Genomic DNA, 24,665 nt, shown 5'->3' with positions numbered 1-24,665 from the left:
GCAGCGCGTGTTTCACTTGATTTGGCGCAAAAAACGCCTGGCCAGAAAGCGTAGCCTGCAGGCATGAGATCGTTTTCATGAAAGGACAAGAAAATGGCTGTTAGCGAATTCCACATCCCCGCACTGAACCTGATGGGCGCCGGTAGCGTACAAAAAGCAGTAGACGCCATGCAGGCACGCGGCTTTCGCCGCACGCTGATTGTCACCGATGCTGGCCTGGTGAAAGCCGGCCTGGTGGCCCAGGTACAAAACCAGCTGCAGGCGGCTGATATCCAGTCTTTCGTGTTCGACGGCGTGCAGCCCAACCCCACCACGGCCAACGTGGGCGCCGGCCTGGCGCTGCTGCGTGAAAAAAACGGTGACAGCGTGATCTCGCTGGGTGGCGGCTCGCCGCACGACTGTGCCAAGGCCATTGCGCTGGTGGCGGTCAACGGCGGCCAGATCCAGGATTACGAAGGCGTGGACAAATCGGCCAAGCCGCAGCTGCCGCTGGTGGCCATCAACACCACCGCCGGTACCGCCAGTGAAATGACGCGCTTTTGCATCATTACCGACGAATCGCGCCATATCAAAATGGCCATCGTGGACAAACACACCACGCCCATCCTGTCGGTAAACGACCCGGAAACCATGCTGGGCATGCCGGCCAGCCTGACGGCTGCCACCGGTATGGATGCGCTGACGCACGCAGTAGAGGCGTATGTATCGACTGCGGCCAACCCCATTACCGACGCCTGCGCGCTGAAAGCGGTAAGCCTGATTGCGGCCAACCTGCGTGCTGCGGTCGGTAACGGCCAGGACATGGCAGCGCGCGAAAACATGGCTTACGCCCAGTTTCTGGCGGGCATGGCCTTTAACAATGCGTCGCTGGGCTATGTGCACGCCATGGCGCACCAGCTGGGCGGCTTCTACGACCTGCCGCACGGCGTATGCAATGCCGTACTGCTGCCGCACGTGCAGGCCTTTAATGCCCGCGTGGCGTCGGCCCGCCTGGCAGACGTGGCGGTAGCGCTGGGGGTGGAAGCTAGCGCCGAGGCAGCACTGGCAGCCATCCGCCAGCTGGCGGCGGACGTGGGCATTCCGGCTGGCCTGACCCAGCTGGGCGTGAAGGATGAAGACATCGCCACGCTGGCAGCCAACGCGCTGAAAGACGCCTGCGGCCTGACCAACCCTATCCAGCCAACGCAGGCTGAGGTAGAGGCGATTTATCGCGCCGCCCTGTAAGCGGGTAGCCTTATCGGGTAGTGCCAAAGCCGGTGCGTTTGCGCCGGCTTTTTTGCGTGCCTGGCGTGGCTAAGGCGCGGGTGGCTGGTGTGACGCGCTGGCGCCGGCGGCCAGCATGGCATCGACAAAAGCGGCCACCAGTGGCGAGGTGTCGCGTTCGCGCCAGGCCACGGTCAGCGTCATGTAGGCGTGGCTGTCCAGCAGCGGCACATAGCAGATGCCGGGCAGCTGCACGCACTGTAGCGGGGCGGGTAGTACGGCCACGCCCAGTCCGGCGTCTACCAGGCCGATCTGGGTGGTGGCTTCGCCGGCCAGCTGGTGTACCCGCCATTCAAAACCCGCCTCGCGCGCCAGCTTTTCCAGGCGGCGGGTCAGCCAGTTGCCGCTGCTGGACGGGTAGCCGATGATGCGCTCGCCAGCCAGCTGCGCCAGGGCAATGCCGGGGCTGGCGGCCAGCGGGTGGCTGCGCGGCAGTACCGCGCACAGGCGGTCGCGCCGCACCTCGCGCAGCGCCAGGCCGGGGGTGTCTTCCTCGCCGTTAAAGCGCACCACGCCCACATCCAGCTTGTTGCTGCCCAGCAGCTGGAACTGCTCGCGGGTGAACTCTTCGTGAAAGTGCAGGGTCACGCTGCCGTGCTGCTGGCGAAACCGCTGCAGCGCGGTGGGTAGTAGCGACATCAGCGGCAGCGAGGAGGTAAAGCCGATATTCAGCTCGCCAATTTCGCCACGGGCGGCGCGGCGGGCCTCGTCGGCCGCCTGGCTGGCGCCTTCCAGCAGGGCGCGGGCGCGTAGCAGAAAGCGCTCGCCGGCGGCCGTGAGCTTGACGGCGCGCTGGTGCCGCTCGAACAGACTCACGCCCAGCTCCTGCTCCAGCGCGCGGATCTGCTGGCTGAGCGGTGGCTGCGCCATGTGCAGGCGCTCGGCCGCACGGGTGAAGTGCAGCTCTTCGGCTACCGCCACGAAATAGCGCAGGTGTCGCAGCTCCATTTGATACTTTCAATGTATTAATGCCTATTGAAATATATATTGGACGTTGCCATTCGCCAAGCCTAGGCTGACACCATTACCTGACAAGGTGTCTGCTCATGTCTTGCGCTTCTGCTGTGCTGGCCCGCGTGGCCGGCGAAACCACCCCGCATCACGCCGGCTCTGCCGCCTGGTGGCGCGCCACCTGGGCGGCGGCGATTGGCGGCTTTGCTACCTTTGCCCTGTTGTACGGCGTACAGCCGCTGATGCCGCTGTTTGCCGCGCATTACGGCCTGTCGCCCGCGGCGGCCAGTGCGGTGCTGTCGTCGGCTACCTTGCCCATGGCGCTGTTGCTGATACCGGCCAGCCTGCTGGCGGAAAAGGTTGGCCGCACGCCCTTGATGGTGGCCTCGCTGGCAGGCGGGGTGCTGCTGTCGTGGCTGGCGGTGTGGAGCAGCAGCTTTGGCTGGCTGCTGCTGTGGCGGGCGCTGTTTGGCGTGCTGATGGCCGGCCTGCCGGCGCTGGCGCTGTCTTATCTGTCCGAAGAGCTGGCACCCGAGTCGCTGGGCCGGGCGGTGGGTTTGTATATTGCGGCCAACGCGCTGGGCGGCATGAGCGGGCGCTATGTGGCGGCGGTGGTGGCCGACGCCTGGGGCTTGCAAGCCGGGCTGCTGGCGCTGGCGGTGATGGGCACCCTGGCCGCGCTGCTGTTCTGGAAGCTGCTGCCGCCTTCGCGCCGCTTTGTGCCGCGCCAGGTATCGCTGGCCAGTGTGCTGGCCGATAGCCGCCAGCATTGGCGCGACCCCGGTTTGTCCCGCTTGTTCTTGCTGGGTTTCATGCTGATGGGCGGCTTTGTCAGCCTGTACAACTACCTGGGCTTCCGCCTGCAGGCAGCGCCGTTCGGGCTGTCGCAAAGCGCCATCGGGCTGATTTTCTTGCTGTACGTGGTGGGCATGGTGTCATCCAGCCTGGGCGGGCGCTGGGCCGACCGCTACGGCCGCCGCGTGGTGCTGTGGAAAATGGTGGCGCTGATGCTGCCAGCGCTGCTGCTGACGCTGAGCCAGAGCCTGTGGCTGGTGGTGGCCGGGGTGGCGCTGTTTACCTTTGGCTTTTTTGCCGCGCACTCGGTGGCCGCCAGCTGGGTAGGGCGCCGCGTGACCCACGCACGTGGCCTGGCGTCGGCGTTTTACCTGACATCGTATTATCTGGGCTCGGCGTTTATTGGCAGCGGCTCCGGCCTGATGTGGCGGCTGGACGGCTGGCCGGGTGTGGCCGGGCTGATCGGCGCGCTATTGGCCTTGTGTCTGTGGCTAACCTGGCAGCTGCGCAAAGTGGAGCCGCTGCCGGTAGCGGCCAGTTAAGGAGCAGCGCATGACACGGAACCAACAGTTGGCCGCATGCTGCGCAGCGGTAGGGCTAGACCTGCACGAGGCGCTGCAGATCGGCGGCCAGTATGTGCCGCTGATGCAGCACGGGCAGGAAATCCACATTAGCGGCCAGATACCGCGCGTGGGCAGCCAGGTAGTGGTGCAGGGGCGCGTGGGCGACAGCTGTAGCGAGGCCAACGCCTGCCACGCAGCGCACATTGCCTGCCTACGCGCGCTGGTGCTGCTGTACCAGCATCTGGGCTCGCTGGACGGGGTGGCGCGCATCCTGCGCCTGAATGTGTACGTGCAGAGCGCGGCCGGTTTTACCCGCCAGAGCGAGGTGGCCAACGCCGCCTCGGCCCTGCTGTACCAGCTGCTGGGCGAGGCCGGCGTGCACGTGCGCACGTCGGTAGGTGTGTACCAGCTGCCCAAAAATGCTGCGGTGGAGCTGGATATGGTGGCCATTGCCGCCTGATGGCGGGCTGGCGTGCGGCGCGGCCATGGCGTATACCGGATGAGTCCCCCACAAGGAGTACACCATGAGCCTGAATGTTCTTGCCATCTGTGGCAGCCTGCGCCAGAAATCTGCCAATAAAGGCCTGCTGCGCTACGCTGCGGCCAACTTGCCCGAGGGCATGCAGCTGACGATGGCCGATTTGTCCGATATGCCGTTTTATAACGCCGATATCAGCGACAAGCCGGCTGCCGTGCAGCGCCTGCTGGGGCAGCTGGCCGCGGCCGATGCCTTGCTGCTGGCCTGCCCGGAGTACAACTATTCCATTGCCCCTGCGCTGAAAAACGCGCTGGACTGGGCCTCGCGCGAGCCGGGCAATGCGCTGCTGGCGGGCAAGCCGGCGGCCATCATGGGGGCGGGCGGTGGCATGGGTACCTCGCGTGCGCAGTACCACCTGCGCCAGGTGTGCGTGTACCTGAACGTGCACGTGCTGAACCAGCCCGAGGTGTTTGCCAATGCCTTTGCCGGCGGCTTTGACGGCGATGGCAACCTGCTGGACGCGGCGATTCAGGAAAACATCCGCAAACAGTTGGCCGCATTGCAGGCCTGGCATGCCCGCCTGAGCGGCTAAGGCAGCGCTGAAACGACAAGGCCGCGCCCGGGGGCGCGGCCTTCAGGCTGCGAACAGCGTATCGACCCTGCGTGTACCGGACCCGGCAAAGCCGGGCCGCACACGACAAGTCATGGCATCCGCAGCCTTGCCGTTTAGCAAGACAAACCCCGTTTGCGTTAGAAACAGGGTTTGTCATATAGCAAGGCCGCGCCCACGGGCGCGGCCTTGCTACGTTTATACAGCGGGTATTACTGGATAATGCCGCCACCCAGGCAGATATCGCCGTCGTACAGCACGGCAGATTGGCCGGGTGTTACCGCCCACTGCTTGTCGCGGAAGGTCAGCGTGGCTTTGCCATCCACTACCGGCGACAGGCTGCACGGGGCATCGGCCATGCGGTAGCGGTTTTTGGCGGCGTAGCTGCCAGCGGCCGGTGCTTGCGGCAGCGTCCACGACAGGTCGTCCATCTGCAGCGTAGGCTTCAGCAGCAGCGGGTGGTCGTGGCCCTGTACCACCACCAGGCGGTTGGCTGCCATGTCTTTGCCGGCCACGAACCACGGGTCGCCGGTGCCATCTTTGGCGCCGCCGATATTCAGGCCCTTGCGCTGGCCCAGGGTGTAGAACATCAGGCCCACGTGTTCGCCCACGACCTTGCCGTCCGGCGTGATCATCTCGCCCGGCTTGGTGGGCAGGTAGCGCTGCAGGAACTCGCGGAACGGGCGCTCGCCGATAAAACAGATACCGGTGGAGTCTTTCTTGCCAGCAGTGGGCAGGCCGGCTTCTTCGGCCAGGCGGCGTACTTCGGTTTTGTGGATGTCGCCCAGCGGGAAGATTGCGCGTGCCAGCTGGTGCTGCTGCAAGCGGTACAGAAAGTAGCTCTGGTCTTTGGTGTGGTCCACGCCCTTCATCAGGTAGTGCACGCCGTCTTGTTCCAGCTTGCGGGCGTAGTGGCCGGTGGCGATACAGTCGGCACCCATGGCCATGGCGTAGTCCAGAAAGGCCTTGAACTTGATTTCGGCATTGCACAGCACGTCCGGGTTAGGCGTGCGGCCGGCCGAGTACTCTTTCAGGAAATACGAAAACACGCGGTCTTTGTATTCCTTGGCAAAGTTCACGATTTCCATATCGATGCCGACAATGTCGGCCACGCTCATGGCGTCCAGCGCATCCTGCTTGATGGAGCAGTACTCGTCGTCGTTATCGTCTTCCCAGTTTTGCATGAATACGCCGATGACTTCGTGGCCTTGCTGTTTCAGCAGCCAGGCCGTTACCGACGAATCCACGCCGCCGGACATGCCGACAACAATACGTTTCTTACCCGTCACGGGGAAAATCCTTCCTTCCAAAGTGCAAGAGGCACCACCACCGGTGGTGCCCCGAAATGTCGGAACCAGCTATCCATTACCCAGATCTGGCCACTGTCGGTATCCTGCAGCGCCACGGCGTGGTGTGCATTAAACAGCAGCGGGGCGCGAAACACGTCGGCCGACAGCTGGTGGTAGCGCAGCAGCTGGTGGCCCTGTAGCAGGGCCAGTAGGCCGTGCAGATTATGCGTGTGGTCCAGGCAGTCCATGCGGCCCAGCATGCGGGCATCTTCCTGGTTGCCGCCCTGGTCTTCGGCAATGGGCAGCACCTGCGCGGCTATCTGGTAATACGCCAGCACCACATCTTGCAGGGCGGCACGTTCGTCGGCCGCGTTGTCTGCCTGGCGCAGGCGTTGCTCGAACCAGATCAGGGCATCGGGCTGTAAATCAATGGCGCTGCTGCGATCGCAACCGTAATGGTAACAGAGGGTTAGCACCTCTGCACCGGCCCGCGGGGCGGGCAGGGCCAGACATAGCGATAAAAGCAGGGCTGCCCGGCGCATGGTGGCTAACGCCCGTGGTGATAAATGCTGGCCAGCGGCAGGCGCTGCCCGGCTAGGTAGTCATCCAGGCAGCGGCCCACCAGCGGGCTGCGCCAGATGGCCTGCTGCGCGTGGATTTCTGCGGCAGTGAGCCATACCGCCTCCACAATGCCCTCGTCCAGCTGGCTGCGTAGCGGCTGGCTATCGGCCTGGCACACAAAAGCAAAGCGCAGATAGGTAATGCCGCTGCTGTCGTCCTTGTCTGCCAGATAAATACCGCAAAGCGCTACAGGGTTGGCCGCATAGCCGGTTTCTTCCAGCGCTTCGCGCGCTACGGCCTGCAGCAGCGTTTCGCCGTATTCCATGTGCCCGGCGGGCTGGTTCAGGCGCAGGCCATGCTCGGTGTTTTCGCGCACCATCAGAAAGCGGCCATCACGCTCGATGATGGCGGCGACGGTGGTGTTGGGTTTCCACTGCGTATCGGGGGTAAGGCTGCTCATATCAATTGACAATCGTTATCATTTGTTTCTAATATACACGTATTGCGACTTATTCTTAATCATCACAAGGTGCTGCCATGTACGTTTGCCTTTGCCACGGTGTAACCGACCGCGACATCCGCCAAGCTGTCTTCGACGGCGCCGTCACCATGCGCGACTTGGCGCGTGATCTGGGCGTGGCCACCGAGTGCGGCCGCTGCGCCTGCAGTGCCAACCAGGTACGCAAGCAAACCCTGTTGCAAATCAGCGAACCCGAGCTGGTAGCTGCCTGATTTTTCTGCAGAATCAATCGCATTCCCATTGCATTTTGGCGGTCTCTGCCAAGCTTGTCATTGCATCATTTTGTGCCATAATCCCTGCAATTCGATATAGCAGGAGGTCACGGCCATGCAAGGCGACAAGAAAGTCATCAAGTTTCTGAACCAGATTCTCAAAACCCAGCTTACCGCCATCAACCAGTACTTTCTGCACGCCCGCATCTTCAAGAACTGGGGCCTGCAAGAGCTGAACGAGCACGAATACCACGAATCCATCGTGGAAATGAAAAACGCCGACAAGCTGATCGAACGCATCCTGTTTCTGGAAGGCCTGCCCAACCTGCAAGACCTGGGCAAGCTGTACATCGGTGAAAACACCCAGGAAATCCTGGAGTGCGACCTGAAGCTGGACACCGAAAGCCTGCCGCTGCTGAAAGACGCCATCGCCTACTGCGAGTCGGTAAAAGACTACGTGACCCGCGACCTGCTGACCAGCGTGCTTGATAGCGAAGAAGAGCACATCGACTGGCTGGAAACCCAGCTCGGTTTGATCGAAAAACTGGGCCTGGCCAACTACCAGCAAAGCATGATCGAAGACTAAGCTGCTGGCTGTATCGCTTGGTACAAAAAAGCCCGTCAACTGACGGGCTTTTTAGACTGCGGACAAGGTGCCTGTTTAACTGGCACCGGACCCGGCAAAGCCGGGCCGCACCACACCAGTAGTTAAATTCGCAGCCTTACTGTTTACAAGACAAACGCTGTTTGCGTTGCAAAGAGCGTTTGTCATCAAAAAAGCCCGTCGTCTGACGGGCTTTTTTGATGGCCCACCCCGTTTGCCGTGCAGACGGGGTGGGCTTTATAAGCCGCAACGATGCGGCCAACCTTACTGCGCGGCGGAGGCTTCTTCCGGGGCGGGTTCTTCCGGCTCTTGCCATGGCAGCGCCACGTTGTGGTTGTTTACTTTCAGGATGCCTTCGTTGAACAGCAGGCTGGTGCTGATCTGGCCCCCTTCGCGACGAATCAGCTGCTGCGCGGCCCATTCGTCCAGCTGGGCAGACAGCAGGCTGCGCGCCAGGGCGTCGATTTCTTCCAGGTCCGGCTGGTCTTCTGCGCTGGCGTCCACGGTAAACAGGTTGCGTGCTTGCGCTACCACCAGGTTTTCCAGGGTTTGCTGTGGCAGCTCGATATTGGCCTGTGCGGAAAAGCGTTTCAGGAACAGCAGGGTGTTTTTCAGGTCGCTCTGCTGGAAGCCTTTCAGCGCCAGGCTACCGCTGGCCTGCGCCACGCCGCTAGGCATTTTGAGGTAGAAGGCATTCACCATCAGTTTCGGGTCGTTCTGCAGCAGGGGCAGGCCTTCCTTCACGATGGTGTCCAGGTATTTCTTGCGCAGCTGCGCCGGTTCCAGGCCCTGGAAGGGCAGCTTGCCCAGTGCGTCGTCCAGCTTCACCAGGGTAGGGCCGTGCAGATGGTTGGCCGAAATATCCAGCTTGAACGGGCCGTACAGGCTGTCGTTGTAGGTAAAGCGCTCGAAATCCAGCTTGCCACGGGTGTTGACGAAGTCGTCCTGCTCGCTGGTGACAATCTGGTATTTCAGCTTGGACAGGCCGACGTTGGACGGGCGGAATTCGCCGGACGGGTTGATGAACTCGCCCACGCGCACGCGGCCCACCAGGTAGATCAGCTCGTTCAGCTTGATGCTGTAGGGGATGGCTTCGTTCCAGTTGAGCTTGATATCGCCCACTGTCAGCTCGCTGCTGCCCAGTTTTACACCGCTGTTGCCGGGGCGTACTTCGGACAGGTATTTCACGCCGTCGAAGGCAAAGCGGCCTTTGGGGCCGGCTTCCAGCGTAAAGCCCGGGCTGGTGGATTCGACGTGGTATTCCTTGTAGCCGGCCTGGTAATTGACTTTCAGGTCAAAGCCTTTCCAGCCCATTTTCACGCCAGCCAGCGTTTCTTCGTAGTCGAAGGTGGGCACGGTCACGGCCAGCTCGCCACCGCCGGTCAGGCCCAGGCGGTTAATCACGGTAATCGGGGGCGCGTCGCCAAAGAAGCGCTGCAGTGTCTTGCGCGTGGCGTCGCTCATGTCGAACTCGGTGCGCACAATGGCGCGCGCCGGGCGCAGGTCCATGTCAAACAGGCCGGGTAGCAGCCCGTGGCGTACCTGGTGGCGGTAGCGCAGCGTGCCGCCCAGCAGCGGGCGCAGGTTTTCCGGCAGCAGGCCGATGTAGGGGCCCAGCAGCTGCTGGTTTAGCGCCAGCTCGGTGGTTTCTTCGGACGAGAACCAGCCGCGCTCGTACTGGTGCGATTTCACCGTGAAGACCGACATCGCGGCAATCATGCGGTGCTGTTCGGCCAGGGTTTCTTCGGCCTTGATGCCGGCCCAGTAGGCAAAGCCACCGTACAGTACGAAGGCACCGGCGATACCGGCGGCAGCCAGTTTGAGGTGTTGCTTGTTAACGTTCACGATCCGGCCTGAAAAACGAAATGAACGGGCATCTTACAATACCTGCGCCGGCTTATGAATCGGCATGCGGGCCGATGTTGGCCGCGGTGCGCTTGTTCATTGAATTTCCATGGCATTTTGTGCAGTTTTCTATGGGGTATGCTGGCGAATGTGCTGGGTTTCATTAAAGTAATGGGTGTAAAATGAGGCATTGTTTCTACGTACCATGAGGTTTGACCCATAAATGGAATGGCTTAACGGTCTGATCGACCTGCCCTGGTGGGGCTATATCGTGGTGGCGCTGGTGCTCACCCACATCACCATTGCCTCTGTCACCATTTTCCTGCACCGCCATCAGGCGCACCGTGCGCTGGATCTGCACCCGATTCCTAGCCACTTCTTCCGTTTCTGGCTGTGGCTTACCACTGGCCAGGTCACCAAGGAGTGGGCGTCCATCCACCGCAAACACCATGCGCGCTGCGAAACCGCCGAAGACCCGCACAGCCCGCAAGTGCTGGGTGTCAACAAGGTCATGTGGCAAGGCGCCGAGCTGTACCGTGAGGCCTGCAAAGACCGCAGCATCATGGAAAAATTCGGCCACGGCACCCCGGACGACTGGCTGGAACGCCACGTGTACACCGGCCAGACCGGCAAGGGTATCTTGCTGATGCTGGTCATCAACCTGGTGTTGTTCGGCGGCGCCGGCCTGGCGATCTGGGCCGTGCAGATGGCGTGGATTCCGTTTTTTGCCGCTGGCGTGATCAACGGTATTGGCCACTACTGGGGCTACCGCAACTTCGAAAACGAAGACGCCTCTACCAATATCGTGCCGTGGGGCATCCTGATTGGTGGCGAAGAACTGCACAACAACCACCACACCTTTGGTACCTCGGCCAAGCTGTCGTACAAGTGGTTCGAGTTTGATATCGGCTGGATGTATATCCGCATCATGGAAATCCTGGGCTTGGCCAAAGTGCGCAAGGTAGCACCGCGTCTGGTGCAGAATGCGGCCAACCCGCAGCTGGACCTGGACCACCTGCAAGCCATCATCGCCAACCGCTACGCCGTGGCGGCCCGCTACGCGCGCGAGCTGAAGGATGTGTACCGTGCCGAAGCAGCCAAGCTGCAGCTGCCGGAGCTGGGCAATACCGACCTGGCGCGCAAGATGAAGGTGTGGCTGAAGCAGGATGCCAAAGACACCCCGATGGCCGAGCGCGCCCAGCTGGCCGCCGTGCTGGCCAAGAGCCAGGTGCTGAACACCGTGTACAGCATGCGCCAGGAGCTGACCCGCCTGTGGGAGCGTTCCTCGCTGACCCGTGACGAGCTGCTGAAAGAGCTGCAGGACTGGTGCAACCGCGCCGAGGCCAGCGGTATCGAATCGCTGCAGCGCTTTGCGCAAAGCCTGCGTACTGCCGCGGTAGCCTAAGCCTGCTACTGCCCGCCAAAGCGCCGCTTGATGCGGCGCTTTTTTATTGCAGCCGGCTGGCATGGCTGCGCTACAATCCGCGCTTTCCCTTGTTATTGCTACAGGAGCTGCCATGAGTATCTATCGTCATCTGCCAGGTAAACGCATGTCCGAAGCCGTGGTGGTAAACGGCCTGATCTACACCGTACAGGTGCCGGAAAGCGGCCAGGGTAACGCCCGCGAGCAAACCGCCGAAACCCTGGCGCTGGTAGACAAAGTGCTGGCCGAGCTGGATAGCGACAAAACCCGCATTATCGAAGCCACCATTTTCATGCCCGATCTGGCCGAATTCGACCAGATGAACGAAGCCTGGGACGCCTGGGTAGCCGAAGGCCACGCGCCGGTGCGCTGCACGGTAGGCGCCAAGCTGGCGCACCCGGACTGGAAGGTAGAGATCCGCATCGTGGCTGCACGCTAGGTTTTGCGGCAGTAAAAAACAAGGGCAAGGTCGCCAGACCTTGCCCTTGTTGCATTGTGCGGCCAACGTTGGCCGCAGTGTTGCGCTTTAGTGCCCTGCGTCCACCACCGGTGCGGCACCGGGCACCGCCTTGGGCGGGCGTGCCAGCCACACCAGGCCGGTTAGCAGCAAAAACAGCCCCGCCGCCAGCCAGAAGATTTCGTTGGCACCGATAAACAGCCCCTGGCGGCTGATGTCGCGCGTAATCAGCGCAGCGGCCTGTTCTTGGCTTAGCCCCAGCTGCTGCATGCCAGCCAGCGTCTGGCGCGTGCTTTCGTTGTACAGGCTGATGTGGTCGGTAAGCTGTACATGGTGGATGCCTTCGCGGTGCTCCCACTGCCAGGTGGTGAGCGAGGCGCCCACCGAGCCGGCCAGCGTACGCATGAAGTTGGACAGGCTGGAGGCGCTGGCCAGCTGCTGCGGTTTCATATTGGACAGCGTGATGGTGGTCAGCGGCATGAAGAAACCCGCCAGCGCAATGCCCTGCACAAACTGTGGCCACACCACGTCGGCAAAGGTCATATCCGGGTTGAAGGTGACGGCACGCCACCAGAAGCACAGGGCAAATACCAGAAAGCTCACCGTCACCACCCAGCGCATATCCAGCCGCTGCGCGTTCTTGCCGATAATCGGCGACAGCAGCACCGGCAGAATGCCCACCGGTGCGGTGGCCAGGCCGGCTTCGGTGGCGGTAAAGCCCATCTGCGTTTGCATCAGCAGCGGCATCAGCACGATGGCGCCGAAGTACAGCATGAAGCCCACGCTGACCGAGATCACCCCCACGGTAAAGTTGCGGTCGCGGAACAGCGACAGGTCGATCACCGGGTGCTTGTCAGTGAGCTCCCACACCACCAGGTAAGACAGGCTCAGCAGCGCTACCACGCCATAGATGACGATCTCGGTGGAGTGGAACCAGTCCAGCTCCTTGCCGCGGTCCAGCATCATCTGCAGGCAGCCCACGCCCAGCACCAGCAAGATGAGGCCAAGCTTGTCGATAGGCAGCTGCAGGATGGTGGTTTCGCGGTGGCGCAGCTCGCGCCAGCTTAGCCAGGCAGCCAACACCCCCACCGGCACGTTGATGAAGAAAATCCAGCTCCAGTGCCAGTTGTCCGATAGCCAGCCGCCCAGAATGGGGCCGAAAATCGGCGCCACGATGATGGTCATCGTCCACAGCGCCATGGCAATGGCGCGCTTCTCGGGCGGATAGCTTTGCAGCAGCAGGCTTTGCGACAGCGGAATCATCGGCCCGGCCAGCGCGCCTTGCAGCACGCGGAACAGGATCAGCAGCTCCAGGCTGGGCGCCAGGCCGCACAACAGCGACGACAGCACGAAACCGATGGTGGCGATCAGGAACAGCCGCACTTCGCCCAGCTTTTTGGCCAGCCAGCCGGTGATGGGTACCGCAATGGCGTTGGCCACGCCAAACGAGGTAATCACCCAGGTGCCCTGGCTGGTGGAGGCGCCCAGGTCGCCGGCAATGGTGGGGATGGCCACGTTGGCGATGGTGGTGTCCAGCACCTGCATGAAGGTTGCCAGCGACAGCGCCAGGGTCACCAGCGTGCGCGAGCGGCCTTGTAGCGGGGGGTGTGCCATGCGGGCTCCTTATTTGCCGATGTTGGCCGCAACAATCTGCGCCACGCGGCGGTCGGCCTCGGCCAGCTTGCCGTCAAACACGCTGGTGGCCAGCACCGGTGCCGCTTTGGGGGCGGCGCTCAGCAGCGGGCCATCCTGCTGGCTGGTGTCCACGCTCACGTGCATGGACAGGCCCAGGCGCAGGGGGTGGGCTTTCAGCTCGGCCGGGTCCAGCGTAATGCGCACCGGTACGCGCTGTACCACCTTGATCCAGTTACCGGTGGCGTTTTGTGCCGGCAGCAGCGAAAACACGCTGCCGGTGCCGGCAGCCAGGCCGGCGATTTTGCCGTGGAAGGTGACATCGTCGCCGTACTGGTCGGCGTGTACTGCTACCGGCTGGCCAATACGCAGGTCTTGCAGCTGGCCTTCTTTGAAGTTGGCATCCACCCAGGCGTTGTCCAGCGCGGCCACGGCCATCAGCGGTGTGCCGGGGGCAATGCGGGCGCCCGGTTGGGCGCTGCGGCGGGCGATTTGCCCGGCGAGCGGGGCGCGGATGTCGGTGCGCGACAGCGCCAGCCAGGCTTCACGTACCGCGGTGGCGGCGCGGGCCACGGCGGGCTGCTTTTCGGCGCTATCGGCCAGCACCAGCGCGCGGCTGGCTTGCTGGTCTTCGCGTGCAGCGTTCAGCGCGGCACTGGCCGCGGCCAGCTGGGCGCGGGCGGTGTTGGCCGCATCGCGGGCGTGCTGGACTTCTTCTTGCGAAATGGCCTGCTCTTTGGCGGCGGCTTCGCGGCGGGCCAGGTCGCCTGCACTGCGGGCGGCATCGGCCTGGGCGCGTGCCAGGTCGGCTTCGCGCTGCGTTACCACGGCGTCGGCCTTGCCGCTGACCGAAATCAGCTGGCGTGTCTGGCGCACGGCCTGCGCCAGGTCGGCTTCGGCGCGGGCCAGCGCTAGCGTGGCATCGCTTTTGTCCAGGCTTACCAGCACATCACCGGCCTGGACGGTTTGCGTGTCGTCGGCATGAATGGCGCGGATGCTGCCGGCCACCTGGGCGGAAATGGGGATCAGGTTACCGGCGGCGTAGGCGTCGTCGGTGCTTTGGTGGTGGCGCACCGCGATAAACCAGTAGGCGCCGCCGGCCAGGCCTGCCAGCGCCAGGGCCAGGGTCAAGCGGGTGAGGGCGGTACGGCGGGCGTTGGGCTGCTGGGGTTCCATCGTGTTTTCCATGTTTTATCCTTTTAGCGCGCAGTGCCTAGCTGGCGGTACGCTGGCTACCCAGCGCACGCAACAGTGCGGCCTGCGCTTGCAGGCGTTGGGCACGGGTTTCGAGTGTGGTGAGGCGAGCCTGGGTGTAGCGGCGGTTTTCTGCCAGCCACTGGCTGCGCGATGCCAGGCCGCTGGTTACGCGGGCTTGCAGTACGCGTGCTGCCTCTTGGCGTGCGGCTTGGGCGGCCAGTACCTGCGTTTCGGCCTGCGCCAGGCTGTGTAGCTGGCTGCTGCGGTCGGCGGTTTCCTGTACGGCGGCCAGCAGGGTCTGGTTGTACTGCGCCACGGCTTGTTCGTAGTCGGCGGTGCGCCCGGACAGGCGGGCGTTCAGCTCGCCATTACTGAAGATGGGCAGCGTCAGCGCCGGGGCAAAGCGCAGCAGGCGCGCGCCGGGGTTCAGCAAATTGGATAGCTCGGATGACGACAGCGCGGCCAGGCTGCCAATGCGCAGGTCGGGGTAAAAATCGGCACGTGCCGCACGGACCGTGGCGCTGGCAGCCTCTACCCGCTCGCGGGCAGCCTGGATGTCGGCGCGCTGGCCCAGCATGCTGGTGCTGTAGGGGCGGGTGTCGAGCTGCCATTGCGGTAGCGCGGCATCCGGCAGCTGGGCCAGGCTGGCTTGCGGCTGCGCGCTGAGCGCGGCCAGCGCGTGGCTGGCCTGCGCTTCGCGCTGGCTGGCACGTGCCAGGCGTTCGCGGCTTTCTGCCTGCTGGGCTTGCAGCTGCGCCAGCTCTTCGGGCGCGGCCAGGCCGTGTTTGCTGCGGGTCTGGCCGCTTTGCAGCAAAGCTTCGGCCTGGGACAGGTCTTCGCGCAGCAGCTGCAGGGCATGCTGGGCGGTGCGCCATTCCAGATACTGGCTGCTTACCGCCCAGGCCAGCCATTGGCGGGCATCGTCGGCTTCCAGCTCGGCGGCGCGGGCCTGGCCGCGTGCGGCAGCCAGCTGGGCGCGGGTTTTGCCCCAGAAGTCGAAGCGGTAGCTGGCGTCCAGCCCCACGGTTTCCAGGTTGGTATAGATGCCGCGGTAGGCGGGCGGGTTGTTGCCGTATTCGGAGCTGCGTTCGCGGGTAAAGCCGGCGCTGCCGTTGACGCGCAAGCCGTCACTGCTGGCAACGCTATCGCTGCTGGCGCGGGCGGCGCGTAGCCGGGCGTCTGCCATGGTCAGGCGCGGGCTGCGCGACAGGGCTACCGAGACCAGCTGGTCCAGTACCGGGTCGTTCATGGCAGACCACCAGTTGGCCGCAGGCAGCTGGCTGGCAGGCTGAATGGCCAGGCTTTCCTGGCTGAGCAGGCTGGCTGTGGGCGGGGCCACATCCGGTGTGGCACAGCTGGCCAGCAGCAGGCTTAACGGCAGTAGGGCAATGGCGGGCATGCGGGTATTTATATTACGCATGTAATTATCACCTGCGTTACTAGTTGGGCGTCAAAAAACCGGCTGTGTCACACAAGCCGGTTCTATCCTAATCACACCAATACTATTGCATCGGCTTGTAGTCTGTATGAAACAGATTGTATCAGCCGCCTACTTTGCGTAAGAGCTTGCGCAGCATGCCATCCAGCAAGGCACGCTCTTCGGGGCTGAAATCCTGCCATAGCTCGCGCATGCGCTGGCGCTGTTCCGGCATGACCATGGCGATAAAGGCCAGGCCTTTTTCCGTGAGGATCAGCTCGGTTTTGCGGCGGTCTTCTTGCGAAGGCAGGCGCTGCATCATGTCGCGCTGGCACAGGTCGTCCACCACGCGGGTGGCGTTGGTGCGCGAAAAGGCCAGCGCGTCCGATAGCTCGGACGGGCTGATGCGTTGCTCTGGCCGCGAGTACAGCACCATCAGTGCCATCCAGGTGGTTTCGTTCATATCGTGGCATTTCAGCGTTTCGTTGAAGTAGCCGGTAAGGTAGGGCTGGATATGAAAGAACAGCCGGGTGAGCAGCACTTCTTCGCGCGGGGCGCCGGGCATCTTGCGCGAGATGGTGTCCACGGCTTGTTCGCACGGGATGAAGCTATTGCAGCAGGTAGGGTATTCGGACATGGCAATATGGTAACGTGCGTTACTAATTTTAACAAGCAGCCAGCCAGGCTTCTACCTGCTGCGCCACCGGGGTGAGCAAATCGGCCGACTGGCAGTCTAGCGGCGTATTCTGTGGCATGCTGCGCAGCCAGGTGAGCTGGCGCTTGGCTAGCTGGCGCGTGGCGGCGATGCCACGGTAGCGCAGCTCGGCCATATCATACAGCCCGTCCTGGTATTCCCAGGCCTGGCGGTAGCCTACGCAGCGCATGGATGGCAGGTCCAGCGATAGCCCGGCGTAGCGCTGGCGCAGCTGCGTTACCTCATCCAGAAAGCCTTGCGCCAGCATTTGTTCAAAGCGCAGCGCGATGCGCTCGTGCAGCCAGGCGCGGTCGGCCGGCTGCAGCGCCAGGCGCAGGGTAGCAAAGCTGGCGGCGTCGTCGCGCCCCTGGCGGATAAGCTGCGACATGGCTTGGCCGCTGAGCAGGTAGACCTCCAGGGCGCGCTGTATGCGCTGTGCGTCATTGGGTGCCAGCCGCGCAGCGGTTTCCGGGTCCACTGCGGCCAACCTTTGGTGCATGGCGGGCCAGCCCAGGCGGGCGGCGTCTTCTTCCAGCTGCGAACGGGTGGCGGCGTCGGCCTGCGGCAGGTCGGACAAGCCTTCCAGCAGCGCCTTGAAGTACAGCATGGTGCCACCCACCAGCAGCGGAACGCGGCCACGGCGGCAGATGTCGGCAATCAGGCGGTTGGCATCGGCGTGAAACTGCGCCGCCGAGTACGACACCGTCGGGTCGATGATGTCGATCAGGTGGTGCGGGCAGCTGGCCATTTCCTGGGCGGTGGGCTTGGCGGTGCCAATATCCATGTCGCGGTAAACCAGCGCGGAATCCACGCTGATGATCTCTACCGGAAAACGCTGCGCCAGCGCCAGCGCCAGGCCGGTTTTGCCGGAAGCGGTGGGGCCCATCAGCAGGATGGCGCGGTGGGGAGAAGTCATCGGGTAGCCAGGTGCAAAATAAAGGCCGCTATTGTCGCACAAGGCGCTAAAAGAAAAAGCCGCACCAGGCGGCTTTTTGCGGTGTGTTTCTGGCACTACATCACCAGTTTGGCGCCGATCAATACCATCATGATGGCTAGGGCGGGGCGCAGCCATTGCTCGGCCACGCGGCGCGTCATGTGGCTGCCCAGCCAGATGCCCGGCAGCGAGCCCACCAGCAGCTGGCCCAGCAAGCCGTAGTCCATATTGCCCATGCTGGCGTGGCCCAGGCCGGCGACCAGGGTAAGCGGCACCGCGTGGGCGATTTCGGTGCCCACCAGCCGTGCGGTAGGCAGCAGCGGGTACAGCGCAAAAATCGCCAGCGTGCCCAGGGCACCGGCACCAATCGAGCTCAGCGTTACGATCACACCCAGTACCACGCCGGTGGCGATGGTGGCTTTTACCGGTACATAGCCCTCTGGGCGCGGCGGGCTGATGCGCGCCAGCTGTTTCAGGATGAACGGTTTAAACAGGATAGCCACGGCCGTCAGCATCAGCGCAAAGCCGAGTGTGACCTTGATGACTTTATTGATATGGGCGGTTTCCAGCTGCAAAAAGTGCAGCGCGGTGACAGTAAACAGTGCGGCAGGCACGCTGCCCAGCGCCAGCAGGCGGGTAATGTGCCAGTCGATGTGCTTTTGCTTGTGGTGTACCCACACGCCACCCATCTTGGTGATGCAGGCATACAGCAGGTCTGTGCCGACGGCGGTGGCGGGGTTGATGCCGAACCACAGCAGGATGGGGGTCATCAGCGAGCCGCCACCCACACCGGTGAGGCCCACGATAAAGCCCACGGCCAAGCCTGCAATCACATAGCCCAAGTCCATGGGGCACCCTTCGGTATTTACTGACAAGGGGGCCATGCTAACCGAAGGGTTTATTCGCCTTTAGACGAATTTCATGGTTAGTTATTCAAAAAGCGAATAAAGAAAACGCCAGCCAGCCGGCTTGTCTCTTGCCCGGCTGGCTGGCAGATGGGCTACTGCGGCAGCTGGCTCGCCCAGTCTTGCAGGGCTTGCAGGATGGTGTGCTGTGCAGGCGTAGCGTTGGCGGCCAGGGTGGCCAGCTCTTGCTGGAAGCTGGCATGGCTGCGCCCGCCAGGTTGGCCGCTGTGCAGCTTTTGCTGGCACCACTGCTGCCAATGCTGGGCTTCTTCTGCGCTCAGGCTGTGCGGAAAGTTACGCGCGCGGTAGCGCCACAGCAGGCGTGTGAGCTGGCTGTCTTCAAACGCCGGCCGCTCGGCGGCCAGCTCGGCGGCGGATAGCTGCTGCAGCCGGTTCAGGATGCGGCGGTCGTTATAGCTGACAAAGCCGCCGTACAGGTTTTCGTCTACGTCTGGTGCCTCGCCCGCCTCGCGGCGGAACACGGCTTTCCATACCGGGGTCAGGTCGGGCAGGGCGGCGGCGTAGGTGGCGTGCTGTAGCGCCAGCGCCTTGTCTATGCCCAGCTCGGCGGCGCGCGCGTCGCTCAGCACCGCCAGCTTGTTGCACACAAAGGGCGATTTATTGACGTGGATGCTCTTGAGCGGCAGCCGGCTGACGCCTTCCGGCAAATCGGCAGTGCGGGTAAACAGGCGCAGGCGGATGTCTTCTGGCGAGAGCCCTGCCAGCTGGCGCGGGTCGTGCGCCAGGTCCCAGACCAATACTTCGTTCTTGTTGCTCGGGTGGTCGGCAATCGGCCACACAATGGCCACATTGCCGCGCTCGCTGCCAAACATGCCGGACACGTGTACCAGCGGCTGCGGTGCGTGCTGGCTGATCTGGTGGCGCACCGCGTCTTTCTTGCGCAGGTCCAGGCAAAAGTCGAACAGCTTGGGCTGGCGCTGGCGAATCAGCCGCGCCAGGGCGATGGTAGCGCGCACGTCGGACAGCGCGTCGTGCGCGGCCTCGTGCGCCAGACCGTTGGCCGCAGTGAGGTGCTCCAGCTTGAAGCTGGGCAGGCCGGTGTCGTGGCGTGGCCACTGTATGCCTTCCGGGCGCAGCGCGTAGGTGGTGCGCACCACGTCCAGCAGATCCCAGCGGCTGCAGCCGTGCTGCCATTCACGCGCGTACGGGTCTTTCAGGTTGCGCCACAGCAGGTAGCGCGTCACTTCGTCGTCAAAGCGGATGGAGTTGTAACCCACGCCGATGCTACCCGGCAGCCCCAGCTCGCGCTCGATGGCGGCGGCAAACTGGTGCTCCGGCACGCCCAGCTCGGCGCAGCGCTGTGGCGTAATGCCGGTCAGCAGGCAGGCTTCGGGCGAAGGCAGGAAATCCGGCGTGGGCTGGCAGTACAGCATCACCGGCTCGCCTATTTCGTTTAGCTCGCTATCGGTGCGAATGCCGGCAAACTGCGCCGGGCGGTCGCTGCGGGGGACGGCGCCGAAGGTTTCGTAGTCGTGCCAGAAAAAAGTGGTCTGAGTCATGGCGGGGCGGGCGGGCGTAAAAGGCGATTGTCCCACCGTGGCCGCTGGCGGCCAAGCCGGCGTGGTGCTGCACGGGTGGGGGGGGCTGCCACGGGCGGGCCTTGCTGCCACGATGCCCGCTGCCTGGTGGCTGTTTTGTGCAGAATGCGGCGGCGTTACCGTGTTGTGAATTTTCGTATAACAACATATCCGAATGCGGCGGCGTGTTCATGTGAACATCCATTTCACGCTGGCAGGCTATGCGCCTTACGGACGGTATAGGGGTGTTTCGTGCTGGGGAATGTATGGCAGCCGGCAGAATGCAGAGTGTGTCGGGTGTGGGGCGTAAAGCGTAGTGTGGGAGTGGACAGCGCTAAGTGGCTGATTTTGCAGTGCGCGAACGGCAGGCAAAAAAATGCGCGGGGTTTGATGCCCGCGCCAAGTCTACAAAGGAGAAATAGAGGAGAAACTATCAAGAAGCAATTGCTGCATCTCAACAAGGACGGATTATCCAGACCTCGCTGGGCAGTGTCAATGTATACAATTTACAAAAGCGCAAAAAATATAACATTTGGTCGCGCCTTGGATACATCGAATGTTCGAACATGAAAATCGAGCGCTTGCTCGTTGCTGCCGTGCTGCACGCCAGGTGTCGCAGCGGCCGGCTTTTGCGGCGTTTGCCCGCCATGCCCCTGCGCTAATCTGCATTTAGCACCGGTTACGGGCTCGCCCTTGCTGCCCGCCTGTGCGAAAATACCGTCTTTGCCCATCCCACCGGTTGTCAGCAATGAGCGATTTAAGCCCCGTTTTGCCCGATCCGCGTCAGTACCCCGAATCTTCCCCTTCTAATATGTTGATCCACTACGCGCAGTCCATTGCGAATGCACGTACCGAAGACGACCGCGCCATGTGGCAGGACTCCCTGCGTGCCGCGCTGCTGGAGATGCTGGAGCGTGAAGAGCTGCTGTCGCTGTCGGTAGCGCTGGCGATGGTGACCTCGCAGCAAACCTACCAGATCCTGTGGGACGCCCTGCGCGATGCCGCCGAGCGCCCGGACAGTGGCCGCCACGCGGTGGTGTTTGCCGTGCCGGTGGTACTGGTGGTGGGCAGCAAGAATAAAGTGACGCTGCCGGAGCGCATTGCCGATGTGGACGGCCTGAATGGCCTGTTCCGTCAGCATGGCCTGTTTGCGCCAGGGGCCGAGGTGTTCCTGTCTGGCAAGCTGCTGCACCCGGATTCGATTGTCGATATCTCGTCGGCTCAGATTTACCGCTATACCCGCCAGCTGGCCGATGCGGCCCGTGGCCTGCCGCTGGACCTGCCGGCTGCGGCCATCACCGCCAAGGACGAAGGCGTGTTCCTGCGCTACCTGCTGGGCGTGGCCATCCAGGAAGAGGGCGAAGCTGCCCCCGTGAAGCTGGGTGGCAGTGTGGGTGCCTGGGGTGTGCCGCTGATGAAGTTCCTGGGCGACCAGCTCAAGACCGACGGCGTGACGCTGTTCCCGATTCCGCGCCCGCCCATGCCGCTGATGCAAGCCATTGCTGCGGCCAACCATGCCCGGCTGGAGGTGGCGCTGCAGGTGTTTGCCAGCAGCCAGATCCGCTTGTTGCGCGATCAGGGGCAGGAGCCGGTGGCGGTGGTGTCCGCCCACGATAATGGCGAGCTGCACTTTACCGTGTCGGCTGCCGGTAACGAAAAAGACTGGGGTGGCTTTGTGTGGCCACTGGCCGCGCAGGATGTGGTGGGCCAGATCGAAACCAGTTTCCGCCTGCTGATGGCCGAGTGCCAGGTAAGCGATGTGCGGCTGGTGCCGGATGTGCAGCCGGAAAGCCGCGATGGCATCCCGCTGTTTTTCACCGCAGACGACTGGCCGCAGCGCCAGACCCTGCAGTAAGACAACAGAATGGCGAAGGAACATGAATCCAATTCATTGTTTCTTCGCCATTTGTTCATTTCGGCCGGTGGCCGTAATGCGCTAGAATTTTTTCATCCATAACCCTTTGATGGAATTGTCGACGATGTTTGCAGATATCAAGATTGCCCAGTACGACCCGGAACTTGCCGCCGCCATGAGCGAAGAAGTAGTGCGCCAGGAAGATCACATCGAGCTGATCGCCTCGGAAAACTACACTAGCCCGGCCGTGATGGAAGCCCAGGGTTCCCAGCTGACCAACAAGTACGCCGAAGGCTACCCGGGCAAACGCTTCTACGGCGGTTGCGAGCACGTTGACGTGGTAGAGCAGCTGGCCATCGACCGTGTGAAGCAGCTGTTTGGCGCCGAGTACGCCAACGTACAGCCGCACTCCGGTTCGCAAGCCAACCAGGCCGTGTACTTCTCCATCCTGAAGCCGGGCGATACCATCATGGGTATGAACCTTGGCCACGGTGGCCACCTGACCCACGGCTCCCCGGCCAACCTGTCCGGCAAGATGTTCAACATTGTGGCTTACGGTCTGAACGAAAACGAAGAGATCGACTACGACGACATGGAGCGCGTAGCGCTGGAAACCAAGCCGAAGCTGATCATCGGTGGTGCTTCCGCTTACGCCCTGCGCTTTGACTGGGCCCGCATGCGCGAAATCGCCGACAAGGTAGGCGCCTACTTCATGGTAGACATGGCCCACTACGCAGGCCTGGTGGCTGCTGGTGTGTACCCGAACCCGGTACCGCACGCCCACTTCGTGACCTCCACCACCCACAAGACCCTGCGTGGCCCGCGCGGTGGCATCATTCTGGCCAAAGCCGAGTTCGAGAAGTCGCTGAACAGCAACGTGTTCCCGACCCTGCAGGGCGGCCCACTGATGCACGTTATCGCCGGTAAAGCCGTAGCCTTCAAAGAAGCGCTGCAGCCGGAATTCAAGACCTACCAGGAGCAGGTCCTGAAAAACGCTGCCGCCATGGCAGAAACCCTGGCTGCCCGCGGCGTGCGCATTATCTCTGGCCGTACCGAGAGCCACGTGTTCCTGGTAGACCTGCGCCCTAAAGGCCTGACCGGCAAGGCTGCCGATGCTGCCCTGAGCAAAGCGCACATCACCGTCAACAAAAACGCCATCCCGAACGACCCGGAAAGCCCGTTTGTGACTTCCGGTATCCGTATCGGCTCCCCGGCCATCACCACCCGCGGCTTCAAGGAAGAAGAAGCCCGCATCGTGGCCAACCTGGTTGCCGACGTGCTGGACAACCCGAACGACGACGCCGTGCTGGCCCGCGTAGCCGAGCAGGCTACCGCCCTGGCTCGCCGCTTCCCGGTGTACGCCAAGTAATCACCCCGGCCGCCTGCGGGCGGCTGTTGTGTACAAAACACCGCGCCTTCGCTAGAAGCGCGGTGTTTTTTTGCGCTGTCGTTATGTCACGGTTTTGTCACCTGTTTGTTATAAGTTGGCCGCATCGCCCCTACGCCTGATGGAATGCACCATGAAACGTTTGCTCCTGCCCCTGTTGCTGTCTGCGGCGCTGCCTGCGCTGGCCGAGCCATTTACCCTGCTGGAAACCCGCGAGCCGAACATTGCTGCGCTGGAGCGCTACGATGTTGTCGCCCCGTTTGTGCCCTACGCCGGCCAAGCCAAGGCGGCCTTCCCGCAAGGTTTGCCGCTGGCAGTGGGCTCCGGCCTGCGCTTTAAAGGTTACGAGAAAGCCACCTCGGCGCTGGAGTTCTGGTCGCTGACCGACCGTGGCCCCAATGTGGATTCGCCAGACGTGGCCGAGGCCGGTGGCAAGCGTGCCAGCAAGGTATTTGCCGCCCCTGATTACACCCCCACCCTCACCCAGCTGCGTGTATCGCTGGCCGACAAAGCCGAAGTCATTAAAAGCCTGCCGCTAAAGCAGAACGGCAAGCCCATCAGCGGCCGCCCGCTCGCGCCGGGGCAGGTCGGTGCCAGCGGTGAGCTGGGCCTGAGCGAACAGTTGGCCGCCTTGCCTTACGACGCCAACGGCCTGGATCCGGAAGGTATCGACGTGGATGCAGCAGGCAACCTGTGGATCGTGGACGAATACGGCCCCTTCATCGTGAAGGTAGACGGCAAGAGCGGCGAGATTCTGCAGCGCTACGCGCCGGGCCAGGGCCTGCCGGCCGAGCTGGCCGCCCGCCAGCCCAACCGTGGCTTTGAAGGGGTGGCGGTGACGCCCGCCGGCAAAGTGGTAGCCATTGTGCAGAGCACGCTGGACGTAGACGGCAAAACCCGCAACGACGCGCTGTTTACCCGTGTGGTGGAGCTGGACCCGAAAACCGGCGCCGTGCGCCAGTTTGCCTACCCGGTGTCGGCACACTTCAAGAAAACCGGCGACATGAAGCTGGGCGACATCGTGGCGCTGTCCGATACGCTGTTTGCCGTGATCGAGCAGGGCAAAGACAAAGACAAGCGCATGCATAACGATATCGTGCTGATCGACATGGCCGCCGCCAGCGATATCAGCGGCAAACAGCTGGCCGATGGCCGTGCGCTGGAGTACGGCGATAGCACCGCGTTGGCCGCAGCGGGTGTGCAGCAGGCACGCAAGAAAACCGTGATCGACCTGCGCGCGCTGGGCTGGACGGCAGAAAAAAGCGAAGGCCTGGCGCTGGTGGACGGCAGCACGCTGGCGGTGATCAACGATAACGACTTTGGCGTGGCCAGCGAGCTGCGCGGCAGCAGCATGAAGCTGGACGAGCTGCGTGTGGCAGGCGGCAAGCTGGTAGACAAGCAGGGGCAGCCGCAAGCGGGTGCCAGCCTGGGTGTGGCCGCCAATGGCGAGGCCACCCAGCTGTGGCTCATTACGCTGCAGAAGCCTTTGAAAGAGCTGATGTAATCAGGTCTTTACCGCTAGAAAGCCCGCCCCA

Annotated in this window: 23 protein-coding genes; 11 read left to right on the top strand and 12 right to left on the bottom strand. The window is 62.9% G+C overall.

What is annotated here, in order from left to right:
- Positions 1–93 precede the first annotated feature (93 nt).
- The gene (gene yiaY / locus FLQ44_RS01600; RefSeq protein ID WP_147692755.1) at positions 94–1,224 is read left to right on the top strand and encodes an L-threonine dehydrogenase; all 1,131 of its coding nucleotides are present in this window, start codon (positions 94–96) and stop codon (positions 1,222–1,224) included.
- Positions 1,225–1,293: 69 nt separating this feature from the next.
- On the opposite strand, the gene FLQ44_RS01595 is transcribed toward yiaY, so the two are convergent.
- On the bottom strand, positions 1,294–2,211 hold the full coding sequence (locus FLQ44_RS01595; RefSeq protein WP_147692754.1) for a LysR substrate-binding domain-containing protein: 918 nt from the start codon (positions 2,209–2,211) through the stop codon (positions 1,294–1,296).
- A gap of 98 nt (positions 2,212–2,309) precedes the next feature.
- Here FLQ44_RS01595 and FLQ44_RS01590 point away from each other — a divergent pair, with 98 nt between their 5' ends.
- The 3 genes from FLQ44_RS01590 to FLQ44_RS01580 all read left to right on the top strand — a co-directional run bounded on the left by FLQ44_RS01590 (position 2,310) and on the right by FLQ44_RS01580 (position 4,642).
- A complete protein-coding gene (locus tag FLQ44_RS01590; RefSeq protein ID WP_206208608.1) occupies positions 2,310–3,551 on the top strand; it encodes an MFS transporter in 1,242 nt (413 codons plus the stop codon).
- Between the two features lie 10 nt (positions 3,552–3,561).
- Positions 3,562–4,032 carry a RidA family protein gene (locus FLQ44_RS01585; RefSeq protein WP_147692753.1) on the top strand — a complete coding sequence of 157 codons (471 nt, stop codon included), beginning with the start codon at positions 3,562–3,564 and terminating at the stop codon, positions 4,030–4,032.
- A 64-nt stretch (positions 4,033–4,096) separates the two neighbouring features.
- On the top strand, positions 4,097–4,642 hold the full coding sequence (locus FLQ44_RS01580) for an NADPH-dependent FMN reductase (RefSeq protein ID WP_147692752.1): 546 nt from the start codon (positions 4,097–4,099) through the stop codon (positions 4,640–4,642).
- Between the two features lie 230 nt (positions 4,643–4,872).
- Here the strand turns inward: FLQ44_RS01580 and mnmA are convergent, their stop codons facing one another.
- From mnmA to FLQ44_RS01565, 3 genes are all read right to left on the bottom strand, one after another.
- Positions 4,873–5,958 carry a tRNA 2-thiouridine(34) synthase MnmA gene (gene mnmA / locus FLQ44_RS01575; protein WP_338117448.1) on the bottom strand — a complete coding sequence of 362 codons (1,086 nt, stop codon included), beginning with the start codon at positions 5,956–5,958 and terminating at the stop codon, positions 4,873–4,875.
- Positions 5,946–6,425 (bottom strand): hypothetical protein, encoded by a 480-nt coding sequence (locus tag FLQ44_RS01570; RefSeq protein ID WP_147692751.1) that lies wholly within the window; start codon positions 6,423–6,425, stop codon positions 5,946–5,948. The genes mnmA and FLQ44_RS01570 overlap by 13 nt, the downstream gene beginning before the upstream one ends.
- Before the next feature lie 71 nt (positions 6,426–6,496).
- Entirely contained in the window at positions 6,497–6,970 is a 474-nt protein-coding gene (locus tag FLQ44_RS01565; protein WP_147692750.1) for an NUDIX hydrolase, read from the bottom strand.
- 77 nt (positions 6,971–7,047) lie between these two features.
- Between FLQ44_RS01565 and FLQ44_RS01560 the strand changes: the two genes are divergently transcribed.
- Both FLQ44_RS01560 and bfr read left to right on the top strand, forming a co-directional pair.
- Positions 7,048–7,242, top strand: a complete 195-nt coding sequence (locus FLQ44_RS01560) for a (2Fe-2S)-binding protein (protein WP_147683861.1) — start codon at positions 7,048–7,050, stop codon at positions 7,240–7,242.
- A gap of 115 nt (positions 7,243–7,357) precedes the next feature.
- Positions 7,358–7,828 (top strand): bacterioferritin, encoded by a 471-nt coding sequence (gene bfr, locus FLQ44_RS01555; protein ID WP_147683859.1) that lies wholly within the window; start codon positions 7,358–7,360, stop codon positions 7,826–7,828.
- 282 nt (positions 7,829–8,110) lie between these two features.
- Here bfr and FLQ44_RS01550 read toward each other — a convergent pair whose 3' ends face one another.
- On the bottom strand, positions 8,111–9,691 hold the full coding sequence (locus FLQ44_RS01550; RefSeq protein WP_240801153.1) for a YdgA family protein: 1,581 nt from the start codon (positions 9,689–9,691) through the stop codon (positions 8,111–8,113).
- Between the two features lie 223 nt (positions 9,692–9,914).
- Here FLQ44_RS01550 and FLQ44_RS01545 point away from each other — a divergent pair, with 223 nt between their 5' ends.
- Together FLQ44_RS01545 and FLQ44_RS01540 are read left to right on the top strand one after the other, a co-directional pair.
- Positions 9,915–11,096, top strand: coding sequence for a DesA family fatty acid desaturase (locus tag FLQ44_RS01545; protein WP_147692748.1), 1,182 nt, complete (start codon positions 9,915–9,917; stop codon positions 11,094–11,096).
- Positions 11,097–11,208: 112 nt separating this feature from the next.
- A complete protein-coding gene (locus tag FLQ44_RS01540; RefSeq protein ID WP_026107885.1) occupies positions 11,209–11,553 on the top strand; it encodes a RidA family protein in 345 nt (114 codons plus the stop codon).
- Between the two features lie 87 nt (positions 11,554–11,640).
- Here FLQ44_RS01540 and FLQ44_RS01535 read toward each other — a convergent pair whose 3' ends face one another.
- From FLQ44_RS01535 to sbcB, 7 genes are all read right to left on the bottom strand, one after another.
- Positions 11,641–13,185: a DHA2 family efflux MFS transporter permease subunit gene (locus tag FLQ44_RS01535; protein ID WP_147692747.1), complete on the bottom strand. Its 1,545-nt coding sequence runs from the start codon at positions 13,183–13,185 to the stop codon at positions 11,641–11,643.
- Positions 13,186–13,194: 9 nt separating this feature from the next.
- Positions 13,195–14,391 carry an HlyD family secretion protein gene (locus tag FLQ44_RS01530; protein WP_240801152.1) on the bottom strand — a complete coding sequence of 399 codons (1,197 nt, stop codon included), beginning with the start codon at positions 14,389–14,391 and terminating at the stop codon, positions 13,195–13,197.
- A 25-nt stretch (positions 14,392–14,416) separates the two neighbouring features.
- Complete coding sequence (locus FLQ44_RS01525) at positions 14,417–15,820, bottom strand: efflux transporter outer membrane subunit (protein ID WP_147692746.1); 1,404 nt, start codon at positions 15,818–15,820, stop codon at positions 14,417–14,419.
- A 121-nt stretch (positions 15,821–15,941) separates the two neighbouring features.
- Positions 15,942–16,454: a MarR family transcriptional regulator gene (locus FLQ44_RS01520; RefSeq protein WP_147692745.1), complete on the bottom strand. Its 513-nt coding sequence runs from the start codon at positions 16,452–16,454 to the stop codon at positions 15,942–15,944.
- Between the two features lie 28 nt (positions 16,455–16,482).
- On the bottom strand, positions 16,483–17,427 hold the full coding sequence (miaA, locus tag FLQ44_RS01515) for a tRNA (adenosine(37)-N6)-dimethylallyltransferase MiaA (RefSeq protein ID WP_147692744.1): 945 nt from the start codon (positions 17,425–17,427) through the stop codon (positions 16,483–16,485).
- 95 nt (positions 17,428–17,522) lie between these two features.
- Positions 17,523–18,293 carry a sulfite exporter TauE/SafE family protein gene (locus FLQ44_RS01510; RefSeq protein WP_147692743.1) on the bottom strand — a complete coding sequence of 257 codons (771 nt, stop codon included), beginning with the start codon at positions 18,291–18,293 and terminating at the stop codon, positions 17,523–17,525.
- A gap of 152 nt (positions 18,294–18,445) precedes the next feature.
- The gene (sbcB, locus tag FLQ44_RS01505; RefSeq protein ID WP_147692742.1) at positions 18,446–19,870 is read right to left on the bottom strand and encodes an exodeoxyribonuclease I; all 1,425 of its coding nucleotides are present in this window, start codon (positions 19,868–19,870) and stop codon (positions 18,446–18,448) included.
- An 829-nt stretch (positions 19,871–20,699) separates the two neighbouring features.
- Here sbcB and FLQ44_RS01500 point away from each other — a divergent pair.
- The 3 genes from FLQ44_RS01500 to FLQ44_RS01490 all read left to right on the top strand — a co-directional run bounded on the left by FLQ44_RS01500 (position 20,700) and on the right by FLQ44_RS01490 (position 24,634).
- Positions 20,700–21,743 (top strand): hypothetical protein, encoded by a 1,044-nt coding sequence (locus tag FLQ44_RS01500; protein WP_240801151.1) that lies wholly within the window; start codon positions 20,700–20,702, stop codon positions 21,741–21,743.
- A gap of 124 nt (positions 21,744–21,867) precedes the next feature.
- Positions 21,868–23,112: a serine hydroxymethyltransferase gene (gene glyA, locus FLQ44_RS01495; RefSeq protein WP_017508488.1), complete on the top strand. Its 1,245-nt coding sequence runs from the start codon at positions 21,868–21,870 to the stop codon at positions 23,110–23,112.
- Positions 23,113–23,263: 151 nt separating this feature from the next.
- Entirely contained in the window at positions 23,264–24,634 is a 1,371-nt protein-coding gene (locus tag FLQ44_RS01490) for an esterase-like activity of phytase family protein (RefSeq protein WP_170252708.1), read from the top strand.
- The last annotated feature ends 31 nt before the right edge of the window (positions 24,635–24,665 follow it).

The sequence above is a fragment of the Vogesella mureinivorans genome (assembly GCF_007644035.1).
GTDB classification, from domain to species: Bacteria; Pseudomonadota; Gammaproteobacteria; order Burkholderiales; family Chromobacteriaceae; genus Vogesella; species Vogesella mureinivorans.
This window is presented reverse-complemented; position numbering and strand designations above follow the sequence as displayed.